Raw genomic sequence first — 23,314 nt, forward strand, 5'->3', positions numbered from 1 at the left:
TTACTAAATTATCATCTCAGAAAACATAGATTAGGTTTTTTAAGATCCAGGTTGAAAACAGACTGTGGTAGATAAAAAAATAAATAAAATTCTTGTCCCGTTAGACGGTTCAAAAAATTCGATACGAGCACTCGAAATGGCAGTATCCATAGCAAAACAGTTTGAGGCTACAATTACCGGAGCATATTCAATAAACATTCAACCACATTCTGAGTTTCAGACAACAGCCACAGTTAGCAAGGAGTGGAAAAATGAGGCAAAAAAAATTCTAGATAATGCCAAAAAAATAGCATTACAAAATAATGTAGATTTTAAAGAAAAAACAATGGCAGGAAACATAGGGTATAACCTCATAAAATTGGCACATGATAAAAAAGAAAATTTCAGTCTAATCGTAATGGGGTCTAGAGGAAGAAGTGCAGTAAAGGAATTATTCTTAGGGAGTGTTTCAAATTATGTCATCCATACATCAAAAATTCCAGTACTTGTTGTCAAATGAGTTTATGATAAACCGTGCTTTTGAAAATATTTTTGATGATAGTCTTCAGCTTTATAAAATTCTGGAGCCGGAACAATTTCAGTTACAATAGGTTTTTGAAATTTTCCTGATTTTTCAAGTTCTTCTTTTGATTTTTGTGCAATTTGTGCTTGTTCTTCATTATGAAAAAATATTGCAGAACGATATTGATGTCCAATATCAGGTCCTTGTCGATTAAGAGTTGTTGGATCATGATTACTCCAAAAAACTTTTAGTAATTCATCATAAGTAATTTCATTTGGATCATATTCTACTTGAACTGCTTCAGCATGTCCAGTTCTATCAGTACATACTTCTTCATAAGTAGGGTTTGGCAATTTGCCTCCGATATAACCTACTTGTGTTGACTTGATACCTTTAGTTTTTCGAAGCAAGTCTTCAACATGCCAAAAACATCCAGCACCAAATGTAGCTTTCATATTTTAATTACAACATTATCAAATTAAAACTATGTGGTTAGCAATTAGAATTAAAAGATAATTTTAGCTAACATCAGTAAAAATTTCAACAACTTTTTTAGCTAAATTTTCAATATTGGCAGAAGGTTCTGCAGAAATCAAAAGAAGAACTTGGGTGATGGGAAATGGAAAACTTACTAAAACAGCCTTATCACGTCTTGCAGCAATATAATTAATCGGTCCTAAACTATCATCATATTCTTTCCTAATTGATGCTTTAGATACAAACTCAAAAAAGGAATGGAGTCTAGTTTCATCGTCCTCATATGGAACAAGACCCTCTTTAAATCCGCCTGCTATCAGTTTACCATCTTTGTCAACAATTCCAGCAAATCTAATTTCTGGTTCCTTTTGTATCTGCAAACATTTTTCATTGTATAGTTTAAGAGCAGCATTATTTGGAATAGACAATATACATTGTTGAGATATCAAAAATAAAAACCTAGCCAATTACATTGCAAACTAGTTTAAAACTTGCATTTTAAAACAACATAATCTATTATTTTTTGATCAGATGCCTTTTTCATTTTTAAAATTGATTTGTAAAGTATTTTTTCAACATAATTTGGGTATTTTTGCAATATGGATTTTTTCAATTCCTGACGATTTTCAATGTAATAATTTGCCAATGGGGTGTATACCTTGTTTCCAATTAATTGTTCATCATGAATTTTAAAACCACCTAATTGTACAAGTTCTCGTACATAATCTAACTTATAATGTTCTGATGACCAAGTAAATTTCAGAATTCCCAATTTGAATAAGGAAGTATTCTGAAGAGTTACAGGTAATGCCAAAGTAAATACCCCATCAGATTTTAAAACTCGTTTTGACTCAGAAATAAAATCTTTTAGAGGTTTGAAGTGTTGCGATGATTCTAATGCCAACACTCGATCTACAGATCTATTAGAAAAAGGTAATTTAGTTGAAGTTGAATTGATAAATTCCATATTTTCCTGGGGACCAGAGAATTGCAATTGATCATAGTTGATGTTTATACAAAACAGTTTTAGATTATTGTATTTTTTTCTCCAAAAAATTGCGGGGGCAGATAGACCACTTCCAACATCCACCACAGATTTGGCGTTTTCTAATTCTGCCATGTTACCAAAGTAAGAACAAAGATTTTCTTGAGCAACGATTGGCTCAGAGGTATTTTGTTCCCAATAACCAAAATTCAGCATAGAGCCTCCCGTTGCTAGCTGCATTATTGGAGAAAGGGAATTGTAAAGATTAATGACATCTTTTTCGTTTTTTCGAATTGTCCAAAAAAACATATCGACAGGGTTAATCACGTTCAAAAAGGTTTTCATATATAGGTGAAATCAGATACTATTAATCTCTAATGTACTAATCTTGATAACTAGTTGACACAGTACATTATCTTTTATTAATTTGGGTAAATTAGTAATTTAATGAGTGAATCAAATTCAGATAACATTTCAGAAATTACAATTGCAAAGTGGAGTGATAGGTTTTTTGCGTGGTTGATTGATTTTTTAATTATTACAGCAATTTCTACACTCATTATGTTTGCATTTTTTGGAAAAATTGATTTTGATATGAATGAAAAATGGATCTGGACAGAAGCAATTCAATATTTTCAAACTAGTATGATCTTTTTTGGATATTGGATAACTTTAGAATATAAAACAGGTCAATCCATTGGGAAGAGGATCTTAAACCTAAAAGTAACAAATACGTATGGAAAAAAGGCAGATTTGAAAGGAGTGATAATCAGTAGTTTTGGAAAAACATTTCTCATTCCAGTAGATGTGATTTTAGGATGGATATTTACAAATGAAAAGCGTCAAAGAATTTTTAATAAAATAGGCGACACATTAGTAGTAAAAATAAAAAATAATGAAGAAAGTATTGAAAATATCAAATATAAAAAAGACTAGATATAGTCATTTTTTATTATACAATTGTTTTCTAGAATTAACCATTAGATCTATTACCAACTTTAGATCTGTGTATTTTGAATGTCTGAGAATCTAAAATGGTGGATTGGGCTTCCTAAAGAATTAGAAAAAGACATAGAATTTGAAGAATAAAACACCATCAAAGTTCAAAAACAGTATTAGTGTTTATAATTAAAAATATATTGTAAATAAATAGATTAAATGATTATTGGGCCCAACCCCAAGCAATCAATTTTTCAACACTTGATGCTTGAATGCATGCTGGCTGACCGCTAATCTTGAAAACAAGTTCCAAGCCTTCTTTGCATACTACGTTTTCAGGAGCAATGCCTTCTTTGATTTGTTTTAATGGTGAAAGAACAGCTGGAATTTCATCTTCCATCATGTCTTCATCTTCCATCATGTCTTCATCTTCCATCATGTCTTCATCTTCCATCATGTCTTCATCTTCCATCATGTCTTCGTCGTCACCCATTGCAAATTCCATTTCATCATCTACAGCCATATTTTCTTCAGTGGATGTAGAATTAGTGGATGTACCATTATTTGCAGTTCCATTTACATGGTCATCTGCAAATGAAGAAGGAAATGCAATCATGCCGGTAATAAGCACAGATAATAACACAAACAAACTAAAGTAATAACTCACGAAGTTAAGTAAAGAGAGTATAATTTAAGATTTATGATAATTGAACATCAAACATTTTCAGGTTTTTAAAGTTAGTAAAGCATTTGCTAAGGGATAAAATAAAATCAAACTGCATAGCATTCGCTAAGGAGTGATTTAAAATAAAATCATCGTACAAGTCGTGTATTATTTTCACTTTGTGAATTCTAAAATGAATTCATCGTGCATAGTCTCTATGTAAGTGGCTGAACCGATGTGTTGGTCTGTTAGTAAAGGCTGGCTCACCACTCGCCGAAGCTTGTGATCTACACCACCTTCCTATCAACGCAGTCTTCTGCTGCCGACCTTCATCTTACGAAAGGATGTCTTGTCTCGGGATGGGATTCGTGCTTAGATGCTTTCAGCACTTAGCCCAAATGGCTTAGCTGCCCGGCCTGCCTTATCAGACAACCGGTAAACCAGTGGCCACGCTACTCTGTTCCTCTCGTACTCGGAGTAACTTCCCCTCAGACATCCACGCTTCCATCAGGCAGAGACCGACCTGTCTCACGACGGTCTAAACCCAGCTCATGTTCCCTTTTAATTGGCGAGCAGCCACACCCTTGGCCCCTGCTGCAGGACCAGGATAGGAAAAGCCGACATCGAGGTACCAAACCGCGGGGTCGATAGGAGCTCTCGCCCGCGACGAGCCTGTTATCCCTGGGGTAATTTTTCTGTCACCTCCGGGCCCCAATAGTGGGCACACGAAGGATCGCTAAGCCAGACTTTCGTCTATGAATTCCGTGCGTTTGGAAATCCATTCAGTCTAGTTTTTGGCTTTGCCCTCTTCAACGGATTTCTGCCCCGTTTGAACTAAACTTTGGGCCCCTTTGATATCTTTTCAAAGGGGTGCCGCCCCAGCCGAACTGCCCACCTGCACGTGTCTCCAGTCTTCTCTGGATAAGTGGTACTGCAAAAAGAGTCTGGTGTTACATCGTTGCTTCTTAACATCCCGGAGAATGTTAAGCATGGCTCCCAGATACCCTGTGCAATTTTTACTATACCACAAGCACAAGCTGCAGTAAAACTCCACGGGGTCTTCTCTCCCCGATGGAAGATGAAGGACTGTTCGTCCTCCTTATGTGGCTTCACCGAGTTGTAGGCGGGGACAGTGGGGCTCTCGTTGTTCCATTCATGCGCGTCGGAACTTACCCGACAAGGCATTTGGCTACCTTAAGAGAGTCAGAGTTACTCCCGGCGTTAACCGGCCCTTAGCTCGGTTGAACCCAAGTTTTAGGTACCGGCACCGGCCAGGATTCAGCGACTATACAAATCCTTTCGGACTAGCAGTCGCCTGTGTTTTTATTAAACAGTCGGAACCCCCTTGTCATTGTAACCTGCGATCCCCATTCCTCATGAAGATTGCAGGCATCCCTTATACCTAAGCTACAGGACTAATTTGCCGAATTCCCTCGCCATACGGTATACTCGTAGCACCTTAGCTTTCTAAGCTAGCGCACCTGTGTCGGTTCTCGGTACGAGCTTGCACATTGCTAACTACATGGTCTTTCATGGTCTCTTGGAATCAAGAAAACTCCGCTAACGCGAAGCCATTCCTGCCTCGGAACAGTTCTCGTCATTACGACACTCCCTATTCCTCGAACAGTTAGATACAACGATAGTTGTACAACCCTTATCCGAAAGCTAACCTTATAGCTCAAACGCTCTGTGCAAGGTACTGGAATATTAACCAGTTTCCCATTCGATTTACTCTGTTGAGGTAAACCTTAGGATCGACTACCTCCAGGCTGATAACGCATTGCCTGGAAACCCTTGCGCTTGCGGTGGTATAGATTCTCACTATACTATGCTGTTACTGCCACCAGGATCTGCAATAGAAATCGGTCCACAGGACGTCACCGCCCTGCTTCGACCCAATCACTACGCCAACCTACCATGAATCATCTACTGATAATTATCTAAAGTATCGGTATTTTGCTTTAGCCCCGTACATTTTTGAGGCATCCCCCCTCGGCAGGTAAGTTGTTACACACTTTTTAAAGGATTGCTGCTTCTGAGCATACCTCCCTGCTGTCTTGGCGGGAACACGCTCTTTGGCTTGACACTTAGCAAAAATTTAGGGACCTTAACTTCAGTTTGGGTTAAACCCCTTTCGGTCGTGAGCCTTACGCCACACGAACCCGTGTCCTTGCTTCTACGATGTGTATCCGTTCGGAGTTTGAATGGAGGGTGAGGAATTTCTTCCCCGCGCCCCCCTATCAGTGCTCTACCGGAAACACTATCTCCACAAAGCACGCCCTGCGAGACGCTTCGGTTGGAACTAGCGAGCGCCAGACTAGATTGGTTTTTGACCCCTATTCCCAAGTCACAACAACGATTTGCACGTCAGAACGTCTTAAGACCTCCAGCGGGCTTTCGCCCGCCTTCGTCTAGCTCAGGAATAGATCGTCTGGCTTCTAGCCTAGCTGCCATGACTCAACGCACTTTCACACGCTTCTCCTCACTTCTTGCGAAGTTGCGAGAACTCGGTTTCCCTTCGCCTACACCATTGAAGGTTTAAGCTTGCCATGACAGTTAGCTCCCTGGCCCGTGATTCGAGACGGAACGCGTGACACTGATGATTAAAACATCAAACCTTCAGCTCTATTGCTAGAACCTCCAGTCTGAAAAAATCACCTTTCATGCCACGCACGTCTGTAACCAATAGGTTTCATGCACTTTTCATCCCCCTTCCGGGGTACTTTTCAGCTTTCCCTCACGGTACTAGTACACTATCGGTCTTGAGAGATATTTAGCCTCGGATGCTACTTTCACCCATATTCATTGCCCACTACCAAGGACAATTACTCGGGTATGAATAGGACCTTTTCCACTTCGCTTAAGGGGGTATCACCCTCTGTGCCAGAACTTTTCAGATCATTTCAGCTGTGTTCCAGGATTCCATATTATCATACCAAAACACCACATCTCCCGAAGGATTCAGTTTGGGCTCTTTCCTTTTCGATCGCCTCTACTTGGGAAATCTCAATTGATTTCTTTTCCTCGTGGTACTAAGATGCTTCAATTCCCACGGTTCGACTTCCATCACCATTGTAACGGAATACACTATGTGTAAGATTCTCATTCGGACATCTCGGGATCATAGGATGCGTGCGCCTACCCCGAGCTTATCGCAGCTTGCCACGTCCTTCTTCTCTCCTCAAGCCTAGCAATCCACCTATTGGCGTCTTTACACCGGCAAATTCAGCCACATATTACACGACTATGCACGACGATCATTGCAAGTCCTCCGGTAAGAGGAACCTGCTACATCCTTCATACATCACTTTCGTGATGCATTGCATCGATGATTTTGCGAAGATTATGTGCACCCGGCACATTCACTTGTCTAAGGAGGTGATCCGACCGCAGGTTCCCCTACGGTCACCTTGTTACGACTTTTCCCTTGTCACTTACCTCAAGTTCGATAACGCCAATCAGACGTCACCTCGCTAAAAGCAAACTTCAATGAAACGACGGGCGGTGTGTGCAAGGAGCAGGGACGTATTCACCGCGCGATAATGACACGCAGTTACTAGGGATTCCATATTCGTGAGGGCGAGTTGCAGCCCTCAGTCATAACTGTGGTAGCGTTTAGGGATTACCTCCTCCTTTCGGATTCGGAACCAATTGTCACTACCATTGCAGCCCGCGTGTGGCCCCAGAGTTTCGGGGCATACTGACCTGCCGTGGCCCCTTCCTTCCTCCGCATTAACTGCGGCGGTCCCGCTAATTCGCCCCACTACTCCTGAGAGTAATGGTGGCAACTAGAGGCAGGGATCTCGCTCGTTACCTGACTTAACAGGACATCTCACGGCACGAGCTGGCGACGGCCATGCACCACCTCTCAGCTTGTCTGGTAAAGTCTTCAGCTTGACCTTCATTCTGCTGTCTCTCCGGGTAAGATTTCTGGCGTTGACTCCAATTGAACCGCAGGCTTCACCCCTTGTGGTGCTCCCCCGCCAATTCCTTTAAGTTTCATACTTGCGTACGTACTTCCCAGGCGGCAAACTTAACGGCTTCCCTGCAGCACTGCATTGGCCACAAGCCAATGCATCACTGAGTTTGCATAGTTTACAGCTGGGACTACCCGGGTATCTAATCCGGTTTGCTCCCCCAGCTTTCATCCCTCACCGTCGAACGTGTTCTGGTAGACCGCCTTCGCCACAGGTGGTCATCAATAGATCAAAGGATTTTACCCCTTCCTACCGAGTACCGTCTACCTCTCCCACTTCCTAGTTATGCAGTATTCCCGGCAGCCCATACGTTAAGCGTATGGATTTAACCGAAAACTTACAAAACGAGCTACGGATGCTTTAGGCCCAATAATCATCCTGACCACTTGAGGTGCTGGTTTTACCGCGGCGGCTGACACCAGAACTTGCCCACCCCTTATTCACTAGTGTTTCTAGGACTAGCAAAAGGTTTCTTTAGCAGAAACCACTCGGATTAACCTTGTCGTGCTTTCGCACATTGCAAAGTTTTCTCGCCTGCTGCGCCCCATAGGGCCTGGGTCCGTGTCTCAGTACCCATCTCCGGGCTACTCCTCTCAGAGCCCGTACCTGTAATAGTCTTGGTGGGCCATTACCTCACCAACAAACTGATAGGCCGCAGTCCCATCCTACGGCGATAAATCATTTGAAACATAAACCGTTCCAGGTATAATGTTCTGTCGGGCATTATTCTCAGTTTCCCGAGGTTATTCCCGTCCATAGGGTAGATTGACTACGCGTTACTGAGCCGTCTGCCTTGTATTGCTACAATGACTCGCATGGCTTAGTATCAATCCGATAGCAGTCAGGTCCGGCAGGATCAACCGGATTCTTTCTTTTACTTGATTATTGAAGTACACAATGTACTATAATTGGAATTGACGGATGCACATAATCTTCACATTTCAGATTTGATCAGTTGATCAGATCCTCATTTTGTATGCGTAAATGGAGGCCCATGAATCACAAAATGGTATAATACCATGCTTTCATCACAAGCGCCGCCTATTGCTTTACGTATGCAGAAACAGAAGAATTACAAATCCATATAAACCATGCCTAAAATAATTTCTGATCTCAGATTATTTTTGTAAAAAAGATAATTAATCAAATTTCACATCACCTCAAAGATAAAACATTCGCAAAAAAGGACCAATTTAGTACAAATATTGATAGTTAAAATTGATGAAATGGCATCAAAGATTAACTTTTGACAGATTACATTTCAGAATACAAGAAAAAAACAAAAGGATCAGTAAAACTCTTTGACAAGTCTTTAAAATTTCATGTAAATGGGGTAAGTCACAACATCAGATTTTTTGAACCTTATCCATTTGTTGTTAAATCATCGTCTGGAAAAAATCTAGTGGATGTTGACAATAACAAGTATACAGATTATTGGATGGGACACTGGAGTTTGATTTTAGGTCATGGCCCAAAACCAGTAAAAGATGCAGTGAAAAAACAGATTGAAAAAAGTTGGATGTATGGTACTGTAAATGAACAAACCATCAAGTTATCAGAGTTAATTTCAAAAGCAGTTCCAGTGGCTGAAAAAATTCGTTACGTCACTTCTGGTACTGAAGCTACAATGTATGCAGTAAGACTGGCACGGTCTGTAACTGGGAAAAACATTATTGCAAAGATAGATGGTGGGTGGCATGGATATACATCTGATTTACTAAAAAGTGTAAACTGGCCATTTACAGAATCAGAAAGTACCGGTGTAGTAAACGAAGAAAAAATAGTATCAATACCATTTAATGATTTTGAAAAATCACTTGAAATTCTAAAAAAAGTTTCAAATGATTTGGCAGGAATAATCATAGAACCAGTATTAGGAGGAGGTGGATGTATTCCAGCAAATGCAGATTATCTTAAAGGAATTCAGGAATTTTGTAAAAAGAATAATTCGTTATTTATTTTAGATGAGATCGTTACAGGATTCAGATTTAGATTTGGATGTTTGTATCCTACAATGAATCTTGATCCAGATATTGTCACATTAGGAAAAATTGTTGGAGGAGGAATGCCGATTGGAGTTATGTGTGGTAAAAAAGAGATAATGGAGTACTCCAACACTAAAGGGAAGAAAAAAACAGAAAGAAGCTATATCGGAGGAGGCACATTTTCTGCCAATCCAATGTCAATGACTTCAGGGTTTGCCACATTAACAGAATTAAAATCTGGAAAAACAATTTATTCAAAAATAAATTCACTTGGAGACTTTGTAAGAAAAGAGATAACAAAGGTATTTGATGGGAAAGTAATTGTTACAGGTAAAGGATCGTTATTTATGACGCATTTTGTAAAAGATGGAGTTACAGAGGTTATCAATTCTTCTCAGGCTGCAAAGTGCGATACATCATTACTAAACAAATATCACTTTAAGATGATTGCTCATGACGGAATATTCTTTTTACCAGGAAAACTCGGTGCCATATCCAATGCGCACACCAAAGAAGACATAAAGAAAATGATCAATGCAACTGAGAACTTTCAGGAATAAAAAAGCAATCTAAACTTTCATTACTACGATAGTTCAGAATTAATCATGGGTTTGTTTGGTTCAAAAGAAGATACAGAAGACATGATGTACAATGCAATGTCATTACTTGAAAAAAATCAGCCAAAAGGAGCAATTTCAATATTTACTAAAATATTAAAACAAGATCCAAAAAACATATCTGCATTATACAATAAAGGACTTGCATTAAATCAAATTAAGAAATACAGTGATGCAGTAACTTGCTTTGATTTACTATTAGAAATTAACCCCAAAGATGCGGCAGCAATTAACAATAAAGGAATAGCAATGGCCGAATTAGGAAACATACAGGGAGCATCAGAGTGTTACGATAAAGCAATGGAAGTAGACCCAAAATATGGGCCATCATATTTTAACAAAGGAGTTTTGCTTGACAAATTACAAGAACATGAGGAGGCCTTGAATTGTTTTGAAAAGGCAATTCAAGTATCACCAAGTAAGCCAAATGCTCAGTTTTACAAAGGAATCATTTTGGGCAAATTAAAAAGGCATGAAGAAGCCTTGAATTGTTTTGAAAATATATACAGAAAAAACCCAACCCATATGGATGCATTTTTTCATAAAGGAATAGAATTAGCAGAAATAGGAAAACATGAGAAAGCAATTGAGATATTTGATCAAATCCTATCAAAGCACAAAGATAATGTAAATATCATATATGCAAAATCAAGAAGCAAAGCATCTCTAGGAATGTTTCCAGAATCATTAGAACTATTAAAGCAAGCAATCTCAAAAAATCCCAAAACAATTAGGGCATGGGCTAAAGAAGAAAAAGCATTTACCCAATTGCACACAAATGACAAGTTTAGAGCACTTGTAAAATTATAAAAAAAAATATTTACAAAATTTTATTTCTAATTGCATCGATTCGCAGTATTTCAATTTTTTTGTTTGGACCTACTAATCGAGCTTCAAATATAGGGACATAAATTTCTGAGATTGCATTTAGGGTAAATTCATCATTTAGATTACGGATATCTTGCTCTAGTGGTTTTTTTAGAATGAGTTTTAGTTGATCAACAGCGGCATCGTATGTTATTTCAGGTTTTTTTACAGTAGAGGAATTAGATTCCAATATTTGCTGAGGATAATTCTCGACAGTTTTAGAATTAATCGTAAATTGGAATTTTATCTCCCTACCATGATGATCAAAAGTGACTTCACCTTCTTCTTCGACAAACACATGTTCTTCCAATGGAAGTTCAATCTTGTTTTTTCCACGATTTCCAACAAATGCCTTTCTAAGAGTAGATTTGGATTCAATTGGAAAAATACCACCTCCAAGAACAACTTCCTTGACATTAGAATCTACAGAAATAACATGAGTCGACTTTCTAAAATAATCAGCAACATATTTCCCAGAAATTTTCAATAAGCTTTCATAATAAAGTGTAAGAGACTGAACATGAACTTCTTCTGGGCTTGGTTTTTTAAATAATTTTTTAAATAGTGAAGTTTTTTTCTCTTCGATTATTACAGATGCATCTTTTTCATCAATAATTTTTTTTAGAACTATTGTTTTAATATCATACTTGTTTTTAGTCAAAATTCCATAAAATTTAGAACGATGTCGCTATTAAATCAATTGTGAAATTCAGCAGTTGGGAAAAATATATTACATTTGAAAAGACCTACATGGTATGGCCACAAAAAAGAAAGTTGGGCGTATTGAAAGATTTCTAAAAAAAGCTGACAGAGCAATAGAAGATGGAATTAAAAGAGCTGATGAAGCACTAGATGATGCAGTGGAATTTGGAGGAATGGCAGCAAATCAAGCAAAAAAGACAAGTAAAGAACTTAGAGACAAAGCAATTAAAGAAAAAGCAGAAATCACAACAAAAGGAATTAAAAAAATTAATGAAAGTATTGCTGCAGTTAAACAGGCCACAATTAAAACCAATGAAGAGTTAACAACGCTAGAAAAATTAGGCGAGTTAAGAAAAGCAGGAGTATTAACTGAAAAAGAATTTCAAGAAAAGAAAAAGAAAATTTTATCGAGAATATAATATGAAAAAGTCAAACATTAACTCAAAGGGAGATAAAAGAAAAATCAATTCAAATTGGTTTACAAATAAAGTTCACATGAAAGATATTTCCTCAAAGATCAAATCTAAAGAGCAAGATATCTATCATGTCTACTTTGAAAATGGAGCAAAAACAAAGATGCACTCTCATAATGGAAATCAAATACTGATTGTCACTAAAGGGATAGGCAGTCTTGAGATATTTAGAAAATATGGCATAAAGAAAACAGAATTTAAAATCAAAAAGATTGAAAAAATTAGTCTCAATGAAGGAGATGTTGTGTACATTCCATCAAATACACTTCATACACATGGAGCAACTAATAAAAAGACGTTTTCGCATATTGCAATCAATATTTTACCATCTAAAAATTCAGTGTATAAAACGGCATGGTATGAATCAGACTTTAAGACAAAAGTTACAGAAAAAATTTGAACATCCAAAATGTCAGTTAGAAAAAGTTCCGAAATTGAAGAAATTCTAGGCAGTGAAGGATCAAAGATAAAACAATACTTTCATCCACACAATACACTAAATGGTATTGGGTATAGCTTAGCTCATTTTACAGTAGAACCTGGGGGGAAAACCATCCTACATAAGATAAAATCCTCAGAAATTTACTTTATTTTAGAAGGAGAAGCTGCATTGGTGATTGATGACGAAAGACATCAATTAAAAAAAGATGATTCGGCGTATGTTCCGCCATCATCAAAGCAGCATATAGAAAACACAGGAACTTCAGTTCTACGATTTTTATGCATAGTAGAACCAGCATGGAAACCAGAAGATGAAATCATTTTAGAATAAACATAAAACCGGTAAATCGTATGAAATTGTTTTTAAGATAAAAGAGATTCTTAGAATTTGTGAATAGATTTCAAGCCCTCAAAACATTGAATATAAAATCAGATTCATCAATGGAGGACGTGAAATTAGCATATAGAAAATTAGCTCTAGAATATCATCCAGACAAAAATATTAGCGAAAAAGAAGGCATTGAATTTAAAAAAATTACAGAGGCATATAATTATTTGAAAAAAAACACTACAGAAGATAACAACAATCCTAAAGAAAAGTTCACAGATTCAAATAACAAAACTAATTTTGAAAGAAAACCTCAATGGGGAGCACCACAGAGTGGAAAAATACCAGAGGAAGACTGGAGTAGATACACTAGAGAGTTTGAAGAAGGAGATCCCACTTTTTGGAGAGAGTATGAAAAAAAATTCTGGGAAGAATACAATGCGCGTGTGCGCTCAGATGGAAAACAAGGAGAGTATGAAAAAGCTAAAGAGCCTGAAAAACAACCAAATCTCTTTGTGGATGTTGATAAAAGCTTGTGCATAGGATGTTGTAGTTGCGAAATGATAGCCCCCGATGTGTTTTCAATAAATAGAAATTCAAGATCAAATCCAAAATCATCAGTTATTAATCCAAAAGGTGCAGGAATTAACAAAATAATGAACGCAGCAGAAACATGTCCAACTAAAGCAATAATTGTAGAAAATGCAGATACAAAAGAAAGATTATTTCCTTATTAGAGTTATTTTAATTTATCATAAATTTCTTCAATTTCAGAGTCAGAAAATTTTGCATGTTTAAACATATTATGAATTGGTCCTGCAGAATCACCGAGAGTACGAGGAACTAGATGCACGTGAACATGTGGAACCTCTTGTCCAGCATCTTTGCCATTATGAACTGCTACAAGCGTTGAGCCAGTCAATTTGTCAACTTTTGAGAGTACTTTGTGTACAAGGGAAAATAAATCAATATTCTCCTCATTACTCATGTCTTGAATTTTCATATGATGATTTTTTGGGATTATTAGAGTATGTCCTTTTGCAAGTGGAAAAGCATCCAAAAAAGCAATAGAATGACTAGTTTCTTGAACAATTTTTGCAGGAATCTGCCGAGAAATAATTTTACAAAATATACAATCCATATATCATTAACAAATAAACAAAATATTAAATTCTATGTTTGAACAACGGTAGCCCAAGCAAGTCCTCTTCCGAACTTTATTGTTGTTTTATCTCCTGCTTGTAATTCACAATTTTGAATTTTTTTAGGAATCATATCTTTTGTTTCGACATAACATGTACCTTGATCGTTATTCAAAATAACTACATCTTCAAAAACATCTTCTCGTATTAAATTCCAAAATGGAAAGACTATTGTGGATAAAACCAAAGCTGCTGCAACAAAAGCCCCACCGAAAACAAACCCCATTTTTTGGCTATTTGTAAATTCCAACTACCAAGTACCGCCTGTACCAGAATTTGGATCAAGCTTCTTTTCAGGAATGTTACCATGTGCCTTTTTTGTGTGTCTCTTTAGTCGTTCTGGATCATGTAACTCTAAACCACACACATTGCATTTGGTCTCATTTTCATTATCTTTATTTCGTTTGAATAAACCCATAGTTATTCAATATTTGAATTACATTAAAAACGATACGGTTTTTTATAAATTTTAATTTATATTGTAAATATAATTAAAAAATTTTAGTCTATCAACGAGTTTGAAATATTATAAAATATTGGTAATTAAATTTCAGTTTAGATTTTTGTAATAGAGTTTGATAATTGTATCAACTACTTTATCAGTATCTACTTCTTTTTCTGCACTTACTAAAAGCAAATGATCATCACCCAAATAGAGTGAAAAACGTTTTACCTCATCATATTCAGCCAAAGTGTATTTTGTTTTACCAAGCCATTTTGATACTTCTTTTCTTGATTGCCAGTCTAAAATAGCCAAGGTAACCAATTCATTTTCTTTGTGTTCAGAAAGAATACTTGTCAAACCCTTACGTAGACCGCCACCAGCACGAACAGCCCATTGGTCATAAACAGTTGCAAATCTAATTTTTGGATTTGAATCTAAAATTTGTGAGCAAAAATTTTCGTAATCCAATAAAATTATCATGTAATTCCAAGTATTAGAGGTTTAGTTTTAAAAAATATAGGCATGAACATATTTGAAATATTTCATAAATTGGATTAATTTTTGCTATTTTTCTTAAAAGATATTTCTTGTCCATTTCCAATTGGAACGGTAATGGATTCAACGGAGGGGATTCCATGTATGTGGTTGAGATATTTTTTTATGTATTTTTTAAATCGTATTGGATAAAGTATGTTATCTGCAGCAATTATGCCATCTTTTTTTAACATTGATAAGCAGATATCAAAATAAATTGGATATAGCTCTTTATCTGCATCAATAAATATAAAATCAAAATAATTTTTAGAATTAGATTTTATAGATTTTTTCAGTTCTAATAGAACATTTTTAGCAGTGCCCTCTTTGATTTCAATCATTTTAGATACGCCTGCTTTACGAAAGTTTTTTTGTGCAATGTTTATTTTGTGTGGATTTTGCTCTATAGTAACTATCTTTGAGTTTTTTCCAATGATTGCATTGGCAAACCACAAAGTAGAGTAACCAAAAGAAGTGCCTATTTCAAGTATTTTTTTTGGTTTGTGGGTTTTGAGAAGAATGTTATAAAAAATTCCAGCATCTCTAGTAATTGCAAGCATTCTTTGGTCATGTGAAATTTTTTTATGATTTTTTTCTTCATATTTTGATCTTTTTTCCAATGAATGTAAAACTCGGGCAATTTTTTTATCCAATAATAAACATTACACATAACCTAAATTTAACATTATGAACCAACAAACCAATACCAAGGAAGATATTATCAATGTTAAGTGAGAAACAAATCTACAATATAGTTAAAGGATAAATAGAAAAAATTTAATTATTTATCTATACGTTTTATACAATATTTCGTTTAATTGTGCTTTCAATTCTCCAATCTGGCCTCGTAAATCAATAATATTGGCAGTATGCATTTCTATCTGTTCATTATAATTTGATGGTTTATTTGGATCATGAGTAATAGAACGCAGCGTATTTCTTTCACTTACAATATCGTTTTGCAATTTAATTAGTTGATTTTCTATATCAGTGATTTTAGAATTAGATTCTGCATTTCCAGCAGGGGCTACAAAAATGGATGTAAGGTTTCCAGACAATATCTTAGCAGAAGACATCTGACATGTATTTGGAGCAATTTTATCACCTAATTTGACATTGATGGTTTCCATATCCGAAGTTACCGAAATCACAGGAAGTTTTACTATTGTTTTACCAGCGCATGCTTCAAAGACTGCATCATATGTATTCTCACCAGTAAGTGCTTTTTTTGCCATTACTAAAGTTGCAGATTGGTCTTCAATTGGAGTACCAGTAAAGGATAGTTTTTGAACATTGTATTTTTCTTGTGGCACTGCATATACAGCAAAGTATAATCTGTATAGATCTTCTTTTGTTTCATTTAGTTGCTTTCTAAGTTCAGTTATCTTTGTAATTTGAGTAACATCTGGAGCCGATTTGGTACCTAGTAAGTTTCTTGCAACAGCAAGTTCTTGCTGTAAAGACGATACCTTTGCTTCTAAATCAGATAGAGTCTTTGAAATATCGCCCTGATTTAGTAAAGTAATTTTTATGGTATTTGGGTCAGCTGCTTTGATAAACGTAGCACTGACAATGCAGGTATTTGGCTCAACTGTCTCTGGTATCTCATAGCGTTGTGTCTCACTATCAGATTTTATCAAAATATCAGGAACATAGATCTTTTGAGATGATGAACATATTTCAAATGCAACATCATACCCAGATACAGCATATTTTGGAGATACCTTTCCAAATTGAGTCTTTATCGGTTCCACATACAATTTATTTATCGTTCCCAAAACAAAGTCACCTTGAGAAGATTGAGCATTCAAAAGTGATTCATCAACTGGTTTTGCCCAGCCTTTTGATACAAGCTTTAAAACATTATCAGTTTTCACACATGCAACAGAATTTGTTCGTTCACGAATTACTTTGAACATTCCACTTTCACATGTTAGATCATCAGAAGAGATACCTAGATTGATCTGTTTTTTTAAAGAAAGAACATCTGCAAATGAATCCTGCAAATTAGGTACCATCGTAAGCATTGAAACAGAAAATAATACAAAAATTATTGAAAACTGTTTATTCATATTTTTAACACCATTGTAATCATATAAAAAAGTACGTAAGTCATTTTATTCTAATTATTCCTTGGTTGATAAGATATTCAATTGATTGTACATATTCAGAGTCAGATATTTTTCCTTCAGACCACCATCCAGCAGTTACTTTAATCCAAGAAGGAAGAGAAAGTTTTTCAGTAACAGGTTTTGGAGTAGCAGAAACTACGTTTGATTCTTTTGATGTGCCTTCGGAATTAATTGCCACAACTTTAAACTGATAAGAAACATTATTGGCAAGACCAGTTATTATTGCCTCAGGCGTGGTGTCAGATTTTGGAATGGTGATAAAGGAATTAGATCCTAAATGAGACTGGATAATTTTGTAACCTGTGATTGGAAAACCATTATTGTTTGGCGTACTCCAGGTAAGTTTGACCTGAGAATCTCCTGGAGATATTTTCAAATTGTTAATGGAACTAGGAACTTTGTTAGATGTTATTAGTGATGGGGCAGGTGTTGCATAAATAAAATTAGAATCAGATCCAATACCATTAGCATTAACACCGATTACTTTGAACCCATATGAGACACCGTTTGTCAGACTGTCGATTGTCACAGTTGTTGCTTTACCAAGAATAGAATGAGTTACAAATGAATCTGAGCCAGTTTTGAATTCTCTAATTCTATATCCAGTAATAGAATCAAGATCTGTGGAAGATACAGACCAAGACAGTGTCACTTTACTATCTCCAGGAATAGCTTTGAGATTAGTAATTATAATTGGAACCCGATTGTTTGGGGTACTGGTAACTGGTGAAGATTCTTTTCCTATCCCAATTCCATTAACAGCTGCAATTTTAAATTGATAGGCAACATCATTTTTTAGACCAGATATAGTAGTGCGCTCTATATCACCAATGTTTGGATGTGTTGTAGTAACACTAGAACCTTTTTCATTTACAATAATTCGGTAACTGGTAATTGGAGAACCGTTATCGGAAGGTTCAATCCAAGACAGGAATACCTGACCGTTACTTGGAATAGCAACTAATCCTCTTACTTGATTTGGAACTTTAGCTACAGTTGATTTTGAGGGGGTTGCAGAATCCACATTAGAATCAGGGCTTTTTCCGATAGCATTGACAGAATTAATTTTAAAAGCATATGAGACATCATTTGTCAGCCCAGTGATTTGAGCAGCAGTCACTTTACCATCAAGAGTTTTTTTCTTAAAAACATCAGTGCCTATTTGCCAATAAGTAATGACATAACCGGTAATAGGAGAACCATTATCATTTGGTTTTGTCCAAGACAGAGTAACTTTTGTATCACCTCTAGTCGCCATTAAATCATATACTGCAGATGGAATATCAACTAAAGTAGTTGATGAGAGAGGAGTTGCAGATGCAGTGTTAGAGTCAGTGCTCTCTCCAACAGAATTAACTGCAATTACCTTGAAACTGTAAGATACACCATTTTTCAATCCTGTTGCAGTAGCATCAGTAACAAGACTAAGATTTGGAAATGTGGTGAATACATTTGAACCAGTTTGCGATTTTATTATTTTATACGAAGTGATTGGAGAACCATTATCATCAGGGGCAGTCCAAGAAAGATGGATTTCTTCATTGTTTGGGATTGCAATAAGATCAGTGATTGGCTCAGGAGCAGATTCTGTTTGAGCAAATACCACATCATTAAAAGACATGATCATGAAAACAGAAAATATAAAAAAAATCGAAAATAAATTAAATTTTTTTGAAATCAATAATGTTTTTGAGACATCATGATACTTAAGTGATGTCATCATATTATCATAAAATATGAAATCATTTGAATTGCTCAAGTATATCAGAATTAAAATTCATATGACCATTTTTTCTTATAGTAGAGATGCAAAATATTATCTTTTGAATCAAGAGTAATCATCCTCAAAAATCCATGACAATCCCATCACGTCAAGAGCACAAATATTTTGTCTTGAGACAAGATTTAGATCAAGTTTTTCTTCCTCTTTTACTGGTAAACTTTCAACCAGACTTTTTGTAGCCTTGGAGTGGCTATTTTCAACATATTGTATTTGTTGCATTTTCAAAATTATTAAATCAGAAAGATATTTGTCAATAGTGTCGTATTTGTGGCATGCCTTTATTTTGAATTTAAAACATAATTTCAAATGACAGAAATTTGAAATCTAATAATTATGATGTTTTGTATTTGTTAGATAATATCAAACAAACAAAAAGTCCTTTTCCAGAGATAGCATCAGCCCTATGATTCACGCCTTTTGGGATAAAGATTGTAGCAGGGGAGCTAACCTTATAGATTTCATCATCTAATTGAATCTCATAAACTAGCTTATCATCCTGTGAAAGGATCAAATTTACTTCATCCACATCATGCTTATGCAAACAACTGTATTTTGAGATTTTTTTATCAGACATATTAACAAAATGAACGGCAGTATGAATTTTGGATTCAGGTATAATTTTTTGACTTAACATAGAAATACGTTTAATAGATGTTTTTTGATGGAATGGAATTTTTGACAATGGTTCATTAATTCCCTTTGTAATGTATTTTTTATATTTCCGCATAATTTAGAAATATAATTTTTAGTATAAAACAAGTCTGATTACAAGTCATCATATAAACAACAAAGAATATCAAAATACATGCAACAAGACAGAACCTCAGAATGGTTTGTCCCAAAGATTGGTCCAAGAAACTTTAGAATTGGAATTGGAATGTTGTTTTTACCTTATACTGCCATTGTTACATGTTTTGCATTATGGGGTTCACTTGTAACTGATTTTACTCTTGACAGAATAGTTTCAATAGGAATAATCTATTTTCTTGCAGTAGGAGTAGCAGCTCACTTTCTTGATGCAGTAGGTGGAAAAACTAAACCTTGGGGAACACTACCAAAAAGAAAAATAACATCAATTGCAATATCATCACTTGTAATTGTATTTACTATTGGACTATACTATGCATTTTTGGATTCTCCGTTACTATTCCCCATAGGAATAATTGAAGGATTTTTTCTGTTTGCATATAATCTAGAACTTTTTGGTGGAAAATTTCACAACAACATATCAACCATAATATCTTGGGGGATTTTACCAGTATTTGCAGGATCTGCAATACAATCAAACTCAATTTCAATTGAGACAATAATTTTAAGCTGTATTTCTGCAGGAATAACTTATGTTCTAATAACAACATCTAGAAAATACAAAGAACTCAAAAAAGAAGGAATTGAAAGTAGTAAAATCAAAAATAAAGAAAATATTCTAAAAATAATCACATTAGTGGTGTTATCAGGAACTATTTTGTTTTTTATTTTACGAGTTTAATTTTTGTCCTACTATCACTGCACATGAATTGAGCGTCAAGTATTCAACCTCTACATCTAAACCATATTTTTTCATAGCAGAAACATAATTTTCAAGCCAATTACTTGAACGAATTAGTTTTGGAAGTTCAACAAATGCATCATTCCAAGTTGGGATAAAATATCCGATAAAGCGCAATAAAACAAAATAAAAATTCCAGAGATTTTGAATAAAAATATTGTTAGGGTATGTGAAATCATGTAAGATTATTACTCCGTTTGGATTTAAGTGTAAAATACATTTTTTGATTAATGTTTGGGCATCACAATATTTTGGAATGTAGGATGATACAATTGAATCGAATTTTTGTCCAATTTTGAGATCTTCGGCATCTTGATGAACAAATAAAATATTTTTAAATGATTTAGAATTGGATTTTGCAACATCAAGATAACTAGGAGTAATGTCAACACCTACTATAGTGTCATCTTGAAATTTTTGTGCAATCATTCTAGTCAATATTCCAGTACCACATGCCAAATCTAAGATAGATTTCCCATGAATTTTATCAAGAATGTGTCTTTTCCAAAGCATATCTTTACCAAATGTTGCGTATCTAACAATTTTATCATATGATCTAGACGTATTTGCAAAAAATTTTGGTACGAGGTTTTTTGGAGAATAAATTGACAATCATAAGACATAGATCTATGTAACGTATATTCATTAAGAGTAAATTAGAAAAGATCAAAGTCATTATCAAAGGTGAAAATTTACAATAATTTGTTAAATTAGGCATACAAAATACAACCATGGCAAAATCAAAAAAACCTGCTAAAACAAGTGCCATAGCAACTCCATCTTTAACATCAAATTGGGTTGACATTAACAAATCAATTGACAACCTAAGACAAGAAATGGAAAAAGCATTTTGGTCATTCCCCTCAATATCCATGTCAAAAATGAACCATACATCTTGTGATATTATTGATGAAGGAAATCAATTTAGAGTAAAGATGGACACACCTGGAATTCAAAAAAACGAGATAAAGCTCAATGTAACTGAAAATTCTATTGAGGTTACTGGAGAACATAAAGAAGAGGAAAAGAAAAAGAACTATCTAAGAAAAGAAAGACACAGTATGTCATACTATCAAACAATTCCTCTCTCAGAGAAGATAGTTCCAAACAAAGTAAAAGCAAAACTAACCGATGGCGTACTAGACATAATATTGCCAAAAAGCAAACCTACCCCCACACCAAAGAAAAAAACTGTAAACGTACAGTAATTTTTTCTTTCTTATTTCTTTAATTGAATGATTCGGTAGAAATTCAGAGTAATACATTAGAAAAGAGGTAAAACGTACTTTATAATCTTCAAGATATTCATATTAGATTCAACTTCACATGGATTCAGATATCATATTATGGATAAAAGTAATGTAGACAGAGTAAAAAAATCAAAATAAAAAATAAAGAAACCAGTCTATGCTAAAAGACTAGTTTTCTTTCCTTTTCTAATGGATAAAATTATGTATGTTGAAACAGCTATGATTCCACCTTGAAGAATTTTGCTTAGGATGTCAATAAATCCTATATCATCTTGTTGACCTACAAATGGGATGTCGGCGGTTCTAGACAATACATACAGACCTATCAGCGCCAGTGAGCCGCCTATTGCTAAAACATATGGTACTTTACTTGTATGTCTTGTAATTGTTACCCATAGTCCAATTGGGATATACGCAGCACCCACTGCAGCAAAAAATGCAGTTTCAATAAAAGCACCACTTTCAAATTCTTGTGAATTACCCGCATTTTCTGCAAATTCTTGACTTGCGTCAGCAATTTCTTGTGTAGATACAAAGAGATACAGAGTTCCTGTAGCTAGCATCAAAAAAACCATTGAAACTATAGCTGATTTCATTGCTTTCGATTTCATGGTTTGTGTATGTAAAATGAGATATAATGGATATCGATCATTTTCAAAAAATGAGAATGGAAGATATTAATTAAATGTCAAGATGCAGACAAGAGAAAGATGTCTGGAGAAATTCATTATGTAACGATTGCAATTCATCTGATTGTAGGATTTGTATTAGTATTTTTTGCTACAAAAGCATTCAAGAAAACAAAATATCCTCCAATGGCATTACTTGCTCTTGGATTTTCTTTAATTGTTGTAGGCGATACAATAATTGGAGACATAGTAGAATTTTTAGAACAAGGTGTTTTTGGCGAAATCCTAGAAGAAGGAGTTGAGATTGCAGGTTTTATTATTTTGATATTGGCGGTGAAAAGAAGCTGAAATGGACGATGCAAGTGAGATCTTCGCCGCAATATCTGACGAACAAAGTAGAGAAATAATAAAACTAGTTACAAACACAGAACTAACTATTCAACAAATTTCCAGTATGCTAGACATTCCATTATCAACGGCATATAGAAAGACAAGAAAATTGGAAGAATTAGAGATAATCAAGAAAACCAAAGTTATACGAACGCTTGAAGGACTTGATGAAAGCTATTATAAAAATTGGATAAATGAAATCGTAGTTACTTATAGAGATGGAGAATTATCCTTCAAATTAGAACGTATAAAGATGGAAGATAAAATTGTAAGACTCTGGCAAAAATTTTCAGAGTAATTGAGCATCCCATCAAATAATAATTTGAATCACATCATTAAATACAAAATGGGATATGTAATCATGTACAAAAAACAATTTTAACATCTAAAAGATCAGTAATGGTCAAATACATTATAAAGGATAATTGATTTTAAAAAAGTCT

Annotated in this window: 28 protein-coding genes and 2 rRNA genes; 12 read left to right on the plus strand and 18 right to left on the minus strand. The window is 35.2% G+C overall.

Features of this window, described 5'->3' with window-relative positions:
• Positions 1–64: 64 nt before the first annotated feature.
• Positions 65–499 carry a universal stress protein gene (locus MY1_RS05405; protein WP_007550792.1) on the plus strand — a complete coding sequence of 145 codons (435 nt, stop codon included), beginning with the start codon at positions 65–67 and terminating at the stop codon, positions 497–499.
• A 2-nt stretch (positions 500–501) separates the two neighbouring features.
• Here MY1_RS05405 and msrA read toward each other — a convergent pair whose 3' ends face one another.
• From msrA to MY1_RS05420, 3 genes are all read right to left on the minus strand, one after another.
• Complete coding sequence (gene msrA, locus MY1_RS05410; protein ID WP_007550793.1) at positions 502–957, minus strand: peptide-methionine (S)-S-oxide reductase MsrA; 456 nt, start codon at positions 955–957, stop codon at positions 502–504.
• Positions 958–1,020: 63 nt separating this feature from the next.
• Complete coding sequence (locus tag MY1_RS05415) at positions 1,021–1,407, minus strand: DUF6659 family protein (RefSeq protein WP_007550795.1); 387 nt, start codon at positions 1,405–1,407, stop codon at positions 1,021–1,023.
• Positions 1,408–1,463: 56 nt separating this feature from the next.
• Positions 1,464–2,309 (minus strand): class I SAM-dependent methyltransferase, encoded by an 846-nt coding sequence (locus tag MY1_RS05420; protein ID WP_007550797.1) that lies wholly within the window; start codon positions 2,307–2,309, stop codon positions 1,464–1,466.
• A 102-nt stretch (positions 2,310–2,411) separates the two neighbouring features.
• Here MY1_RS05420 and MY1_RS05425 point away from each other — a divergent pair, with 102 nt between their 5' ends.
• Complete coding sequence (locus MY1_RS05425) at positions 2,412–2,900, plus strand: RDD family protein (RefSeq protein WP_007550798.1); 489 nt, start codon at positions 2,412–2,414, stop codon at positions 2,898–2,900.
• A 226-nt stretch (positions 2,901–3,126) separates the two neighbouring features.
• On the opposite strand, the gene MY1_RS05430 is transcribed toward MY1_RS05425, so the two are convergent.
• The 3 genes from MY1_RS05430 to MY1_RS05440 all read right to left on the minus strand — a co-directional run bounded on the left by MY1_RS05430 (position 3,127) and on the right by MY1_RS05440 (position 8,411).
• The gene (locus MY1_RS05430) at positions 3,127–3,570 is read right to left on the minus strand and encodes a hypothetical protein (protein WP_048109815.1); all 444 of its coding nucleotides are present in this window, start codon (positions 3,568–3,570) and stop codon (positions 3,127–3,129) included.
• A gap of 225 nt (positions 3,571–3,795) precedes the next feature.
• Positions 3,796–6,791: ribosomal RNA gene (locus MY1_RS05435) — 23S ribosomal RNA — on the minus strand.
• A gap of 149 nt (positions 6,792–6,940) precedes the next feature.
• Positions 6,941–8,411: ribosomal RNA gene (locus MY1_RS05440) — 16S ribosomal RNA — on the minus strand.
• Together the 16S and 23S rRNA genes form the textbook arrangement of a ribosomal RNA operon.
• A 379-nt stretch (positions 8,412–8,790) precedes the next feature.
• Here MY1_RS05440 and MY1_RS05445 point away from each other — a divergent pair.
• Positions 8,791–10,089 (plus strand): aspartate aminotransferase family protein, encoded by a 1,299-nt coding sequence (locus tag MY1_RS05445; protein ID WP_007550800.1) that lies wholly within the window; start codon positions 8,791–8,793, stop codon positions 10,087–10,089.
• 45 nt (positions 10,090–10,134) lie between these two features.
• Positions 10,135–10,956: a tetratricopeptide repeat protein gene (locus MY1_RS05450; RefSeq protein ID WP_007550801.1), complete on the plus strand. Its 822-nt coding sequence runs from the start codon at positions 10,135–10,137 to the stop codon at positions 10,954–10,956.
• Between the two features lie 10 nt (positions 10,957–10,966).
• Here the strand turns inward: MY1_RS05450 and MY1_RS05455 are convergent, their stop codons facing one another.
• On the minus strand, positions 10,967–11,674 hold the full coding sequence (locus tag MY1_RS05455; RefSeq protein WP_007550802.1) for a hypothetical protein: 708 nt from the start codon (positions 11,672–11,674) through the stop codon (positions 10,967–10,969).
• A gap of 94 nt (positions 11,675–11,768) precedes the next feature.
• Here MY1_RS05455 and MY1_RS05460 point away from each other — a divergent pair, with 94 nt between their 5' ends.
• Genes MY1_RS05460 through MY1_RS10140 form a run of 4 tightly spaced genes read left to right on the plus strand, consistent with a single transcriptional unit; the run spans position 11,769 to position 13,694 of the window.
• A complete protein-coding gene (locus MY1_RS05460; protein WP_007550803.1) occupies positions 11,769–12,134 on the plus strand; it encodes an SHOCT domain-containing protein in 366 nt (121 codons plus the stop codon).
• 1 nt (position 12,135) lies between these two features.
• Positions 12,136–12,588, plus strand: a complete 453-nt coding sequence (locus tag MY1_RS05465) for a cupin domain-containing protein (protein ID WP_007550804.1) — start codon at positions 12,136–12,138, stop codon at positions 12,586–12,588.
• Positions 12,589–12,597: 9 nt separating this feature from the next.
• On the plus strand, positions 12,598–12,960 hold the full coding sequence (locus tag MY1_RS05470) for a cupin domain-containing protein (protein ID WP_007550805.1): 363 nt from the start codon (positions 12,598–12,600) through the stop codon (positions 12,958–12,960).
• Between the two features lie 59 nt (positions 12,961–13,019).
• Positions 13,020–13,694, plus strand: coding sequence for a DnaJ domain-containing protein (locus tag MY1_RS10140; RefSeq protein ID WP_007550807.1), 675 nt, complete (start codon positions 13,020–13,022; stop codon positions 13,692–13,694).
• A 2-nt stretch (positions 13,695–13,696) separates the two neighbouring features.
• Here MY1_RS10140 and MY1_RS05480 read toward each other — a convergent pair whose 3' ends face one another.
• The 9 genes from MY1_RS05480 to MY1_RS05515 form a co-directional block, all read right to left on the minus strand.
• Entirely contained in the window at positions 13,697–14,098 is a 402-nt protein-coding gene (locus MY1_RS05480; protein WP_007550809.1) for an HIT family protein, read from the minus strand.
• 32 nt (positions 14,099–14,130) lie between these two features.
• The gene (locus tag MY1_RS05485) at positions 14,131–14,385 is read right to left on the minus strand and encodes a hypothetical protein (protein WP_007550811.1); all 255 of its coding nucleotides are present in this window, start codon (positions 14,383–14,385) and stop codon (positions 14,131–14,133) included.
• A gap of 24 nt (positions 14,386–14,409) precedes the next feature.
• Positions 14,410–14,577 carry a hypothetical protein gene (locus tag MY1_RS09900; protein ID WP_007550812.1) on the minus strand — a complete coding sequence of 56 codons (168 nt, stop codon included), beginning with the start codon at positions 14,575–14,577 and terminating at the stop codon, positions 14,410–14,412.
• 132 nt (positions 14,578–14,709) lie between these two features.
• A complete protein-coding gene (locus tag MY1_RS05490; protein ID WP_192805779.1) occupies positions 14,710–15,072 on the minus strand; it encodes a hypothetical protein in 363 nt (120 codons plus the stop codon).
• Between the two features lie 86 nt (positions 15,073–15,158).
• On the minus strand, positions 15,159–15,791 hold the full coding sequence (locus MY1_RS05495; RefSeq protein ID WP_007550814.1) for an O-methyltransferase: 633 nt from the start codon (positions 15,789–15,791) through the stop codon (positions 15,159–15,161).
• Between the two features lie 132 nt (positions 15,792–15,923).
• Complete coding sequence (locus tag MY1_RS05500; RefSeq protein WP_007550815.1) at positions 15,924–17,210, minus strand: hypothetical protein; 1,287 nt, start codon at positions 17,208–17,210, stop codon at positions 15,924–15,926.
• A gap of 40 nt (positions 17,211–17,250) precedes the next feature.
• Positions 17,251–18,891 carry a fibronectin type III domain-containing protein gene (locus MY1_RS05505; protein ID WP_007550816.1) on the minus strand — a complete coding sequence of 547 codons (1,641 nt, stop codon included), beginning with the start codon at positions 18,889–18,891 and terminating at the stop codon, positions 17,251–17,253.
• 207 nt (positions 18,892–19,098) lie between these two features.
• Entirely contained in the window at positions 19,099–19,272 is a 174-nt protein-coding gene (locus MY1_RS09905) for a hypothetical protein (RefSeq protein WP_192805780.1), read from the minus strand.
• A 112-nt stretch (positions 19,273–19,384) separates the two neighbouring features.
• Positions 19,385–19,780, minus strand: a complete 396-nt coding sequence (locus tag MY1_RS05515) for a cupin domain-containing protein (protein WP_048109827.1) — start codon at positions 19,778–19,780, stop codon at positions 19,385–19,387.
• 78 nt (positions 19,781–19,858) lie between these two features.
• Here MY1_RS05515 and MY1_RS05520 point away from each other — a divergent pair, with 78 nt between their 5' ends.
• Complete coding sequence (locus MY1_RS05520) at positions 19,859–20,542, plus strand: UbiA family prenyltransferase (protein ID WP_007550819.1); 684 nt, start codon at positions 19,859–19,861, stop codon at positions 20,540–20,542.
• Here MY1_RS05520 and MY1_RS05525 read toward each other — a convergent pair.
• Positions 20,531–21,214, minus strand: coding sequence for a class I SAM-dependent methyltransferase (locus tag MY1_RS05525; protein WP_007550820.1), 684 nt, complete (start codon positions 21,212–21,214; stop codon positions 20,531–20,533). The genes MY1_RS05520 and MY1_RS05525 overlap by 12 nt on opposite strands.
• Before the next feature lie 119 nt (positions 21,215–21,333).
• On the opposite strand from MY1_RS05525, the gene MY1_RS05530 reads away from it, so the two are divergent.
• The gene (locus tag MY1_RS05530) at positions 21,334–21,810 is read left to right on the plus strand and encodes an Hsp20/alpha crystallin family protein (protein WP_007550821.1); all 477 of its coding nucleotides are present in this window, start codon (positions 21,334–21,336) and stop codon (positions 21,808–21,810) included.
• Between the two features lie 197 nt (positions 21,811–22,007).
• On the opposite strand, the gene MY1_RS05535 is transcribed toward MY1_RS05530, so the two are convergent.
• Positions 22,008–22,463 (minus strand): hypothetical protein, encoded by a 456-nt coding sequence (locus tag MY1_RS05535; RefSeq protein ID WP_048109830.1) that lies wholly within the window; start codon positions 22,461–22,463, stop codon positions 22,008–22,010.
• Between the two features lie 99 nt (positions 22,464–22,562).
• Here MY1_RS05535 and MY1_RS05540 point away from each other — a divergent pair, with 99 nt between their 5' ends.
• A complete protein-coding gene (locus MY1_RS05540; protein WP_007550823.1) occupies positions 22,563–22,829 on the plus strand; it encodes a DUF7521 family protein in 267 nt (88 codons plus the stop codon).
• A 1-nt stretch (position 22,830) separates the two neighbouring features.
• Positions 22,831–23,169, plus strand: a complete 339-nt coding sequence (locus MY1_RS05545) for an ArsR/SmtB family transcription factor (RefSeq protein WP_007550825.1) — start codon at positions 22,831–22,833, stop codon at positions 23,167–23,169.
• The last annotated feature ends 145 nt before the right edge of the window (positions 23,170–23,314 follow it).

The sequence above is a fragment of the Nitrosarchaeum koreense MY1 genome, assembly GCF_000220175.1.
Classification (GTDB): Archaea; Thermoproteota; Nitrososphaeria; order Nitrososphaerales; family Nitrosopumilaceae; genus Nitrosarchaeum; species Nitrosarchaeum koreense.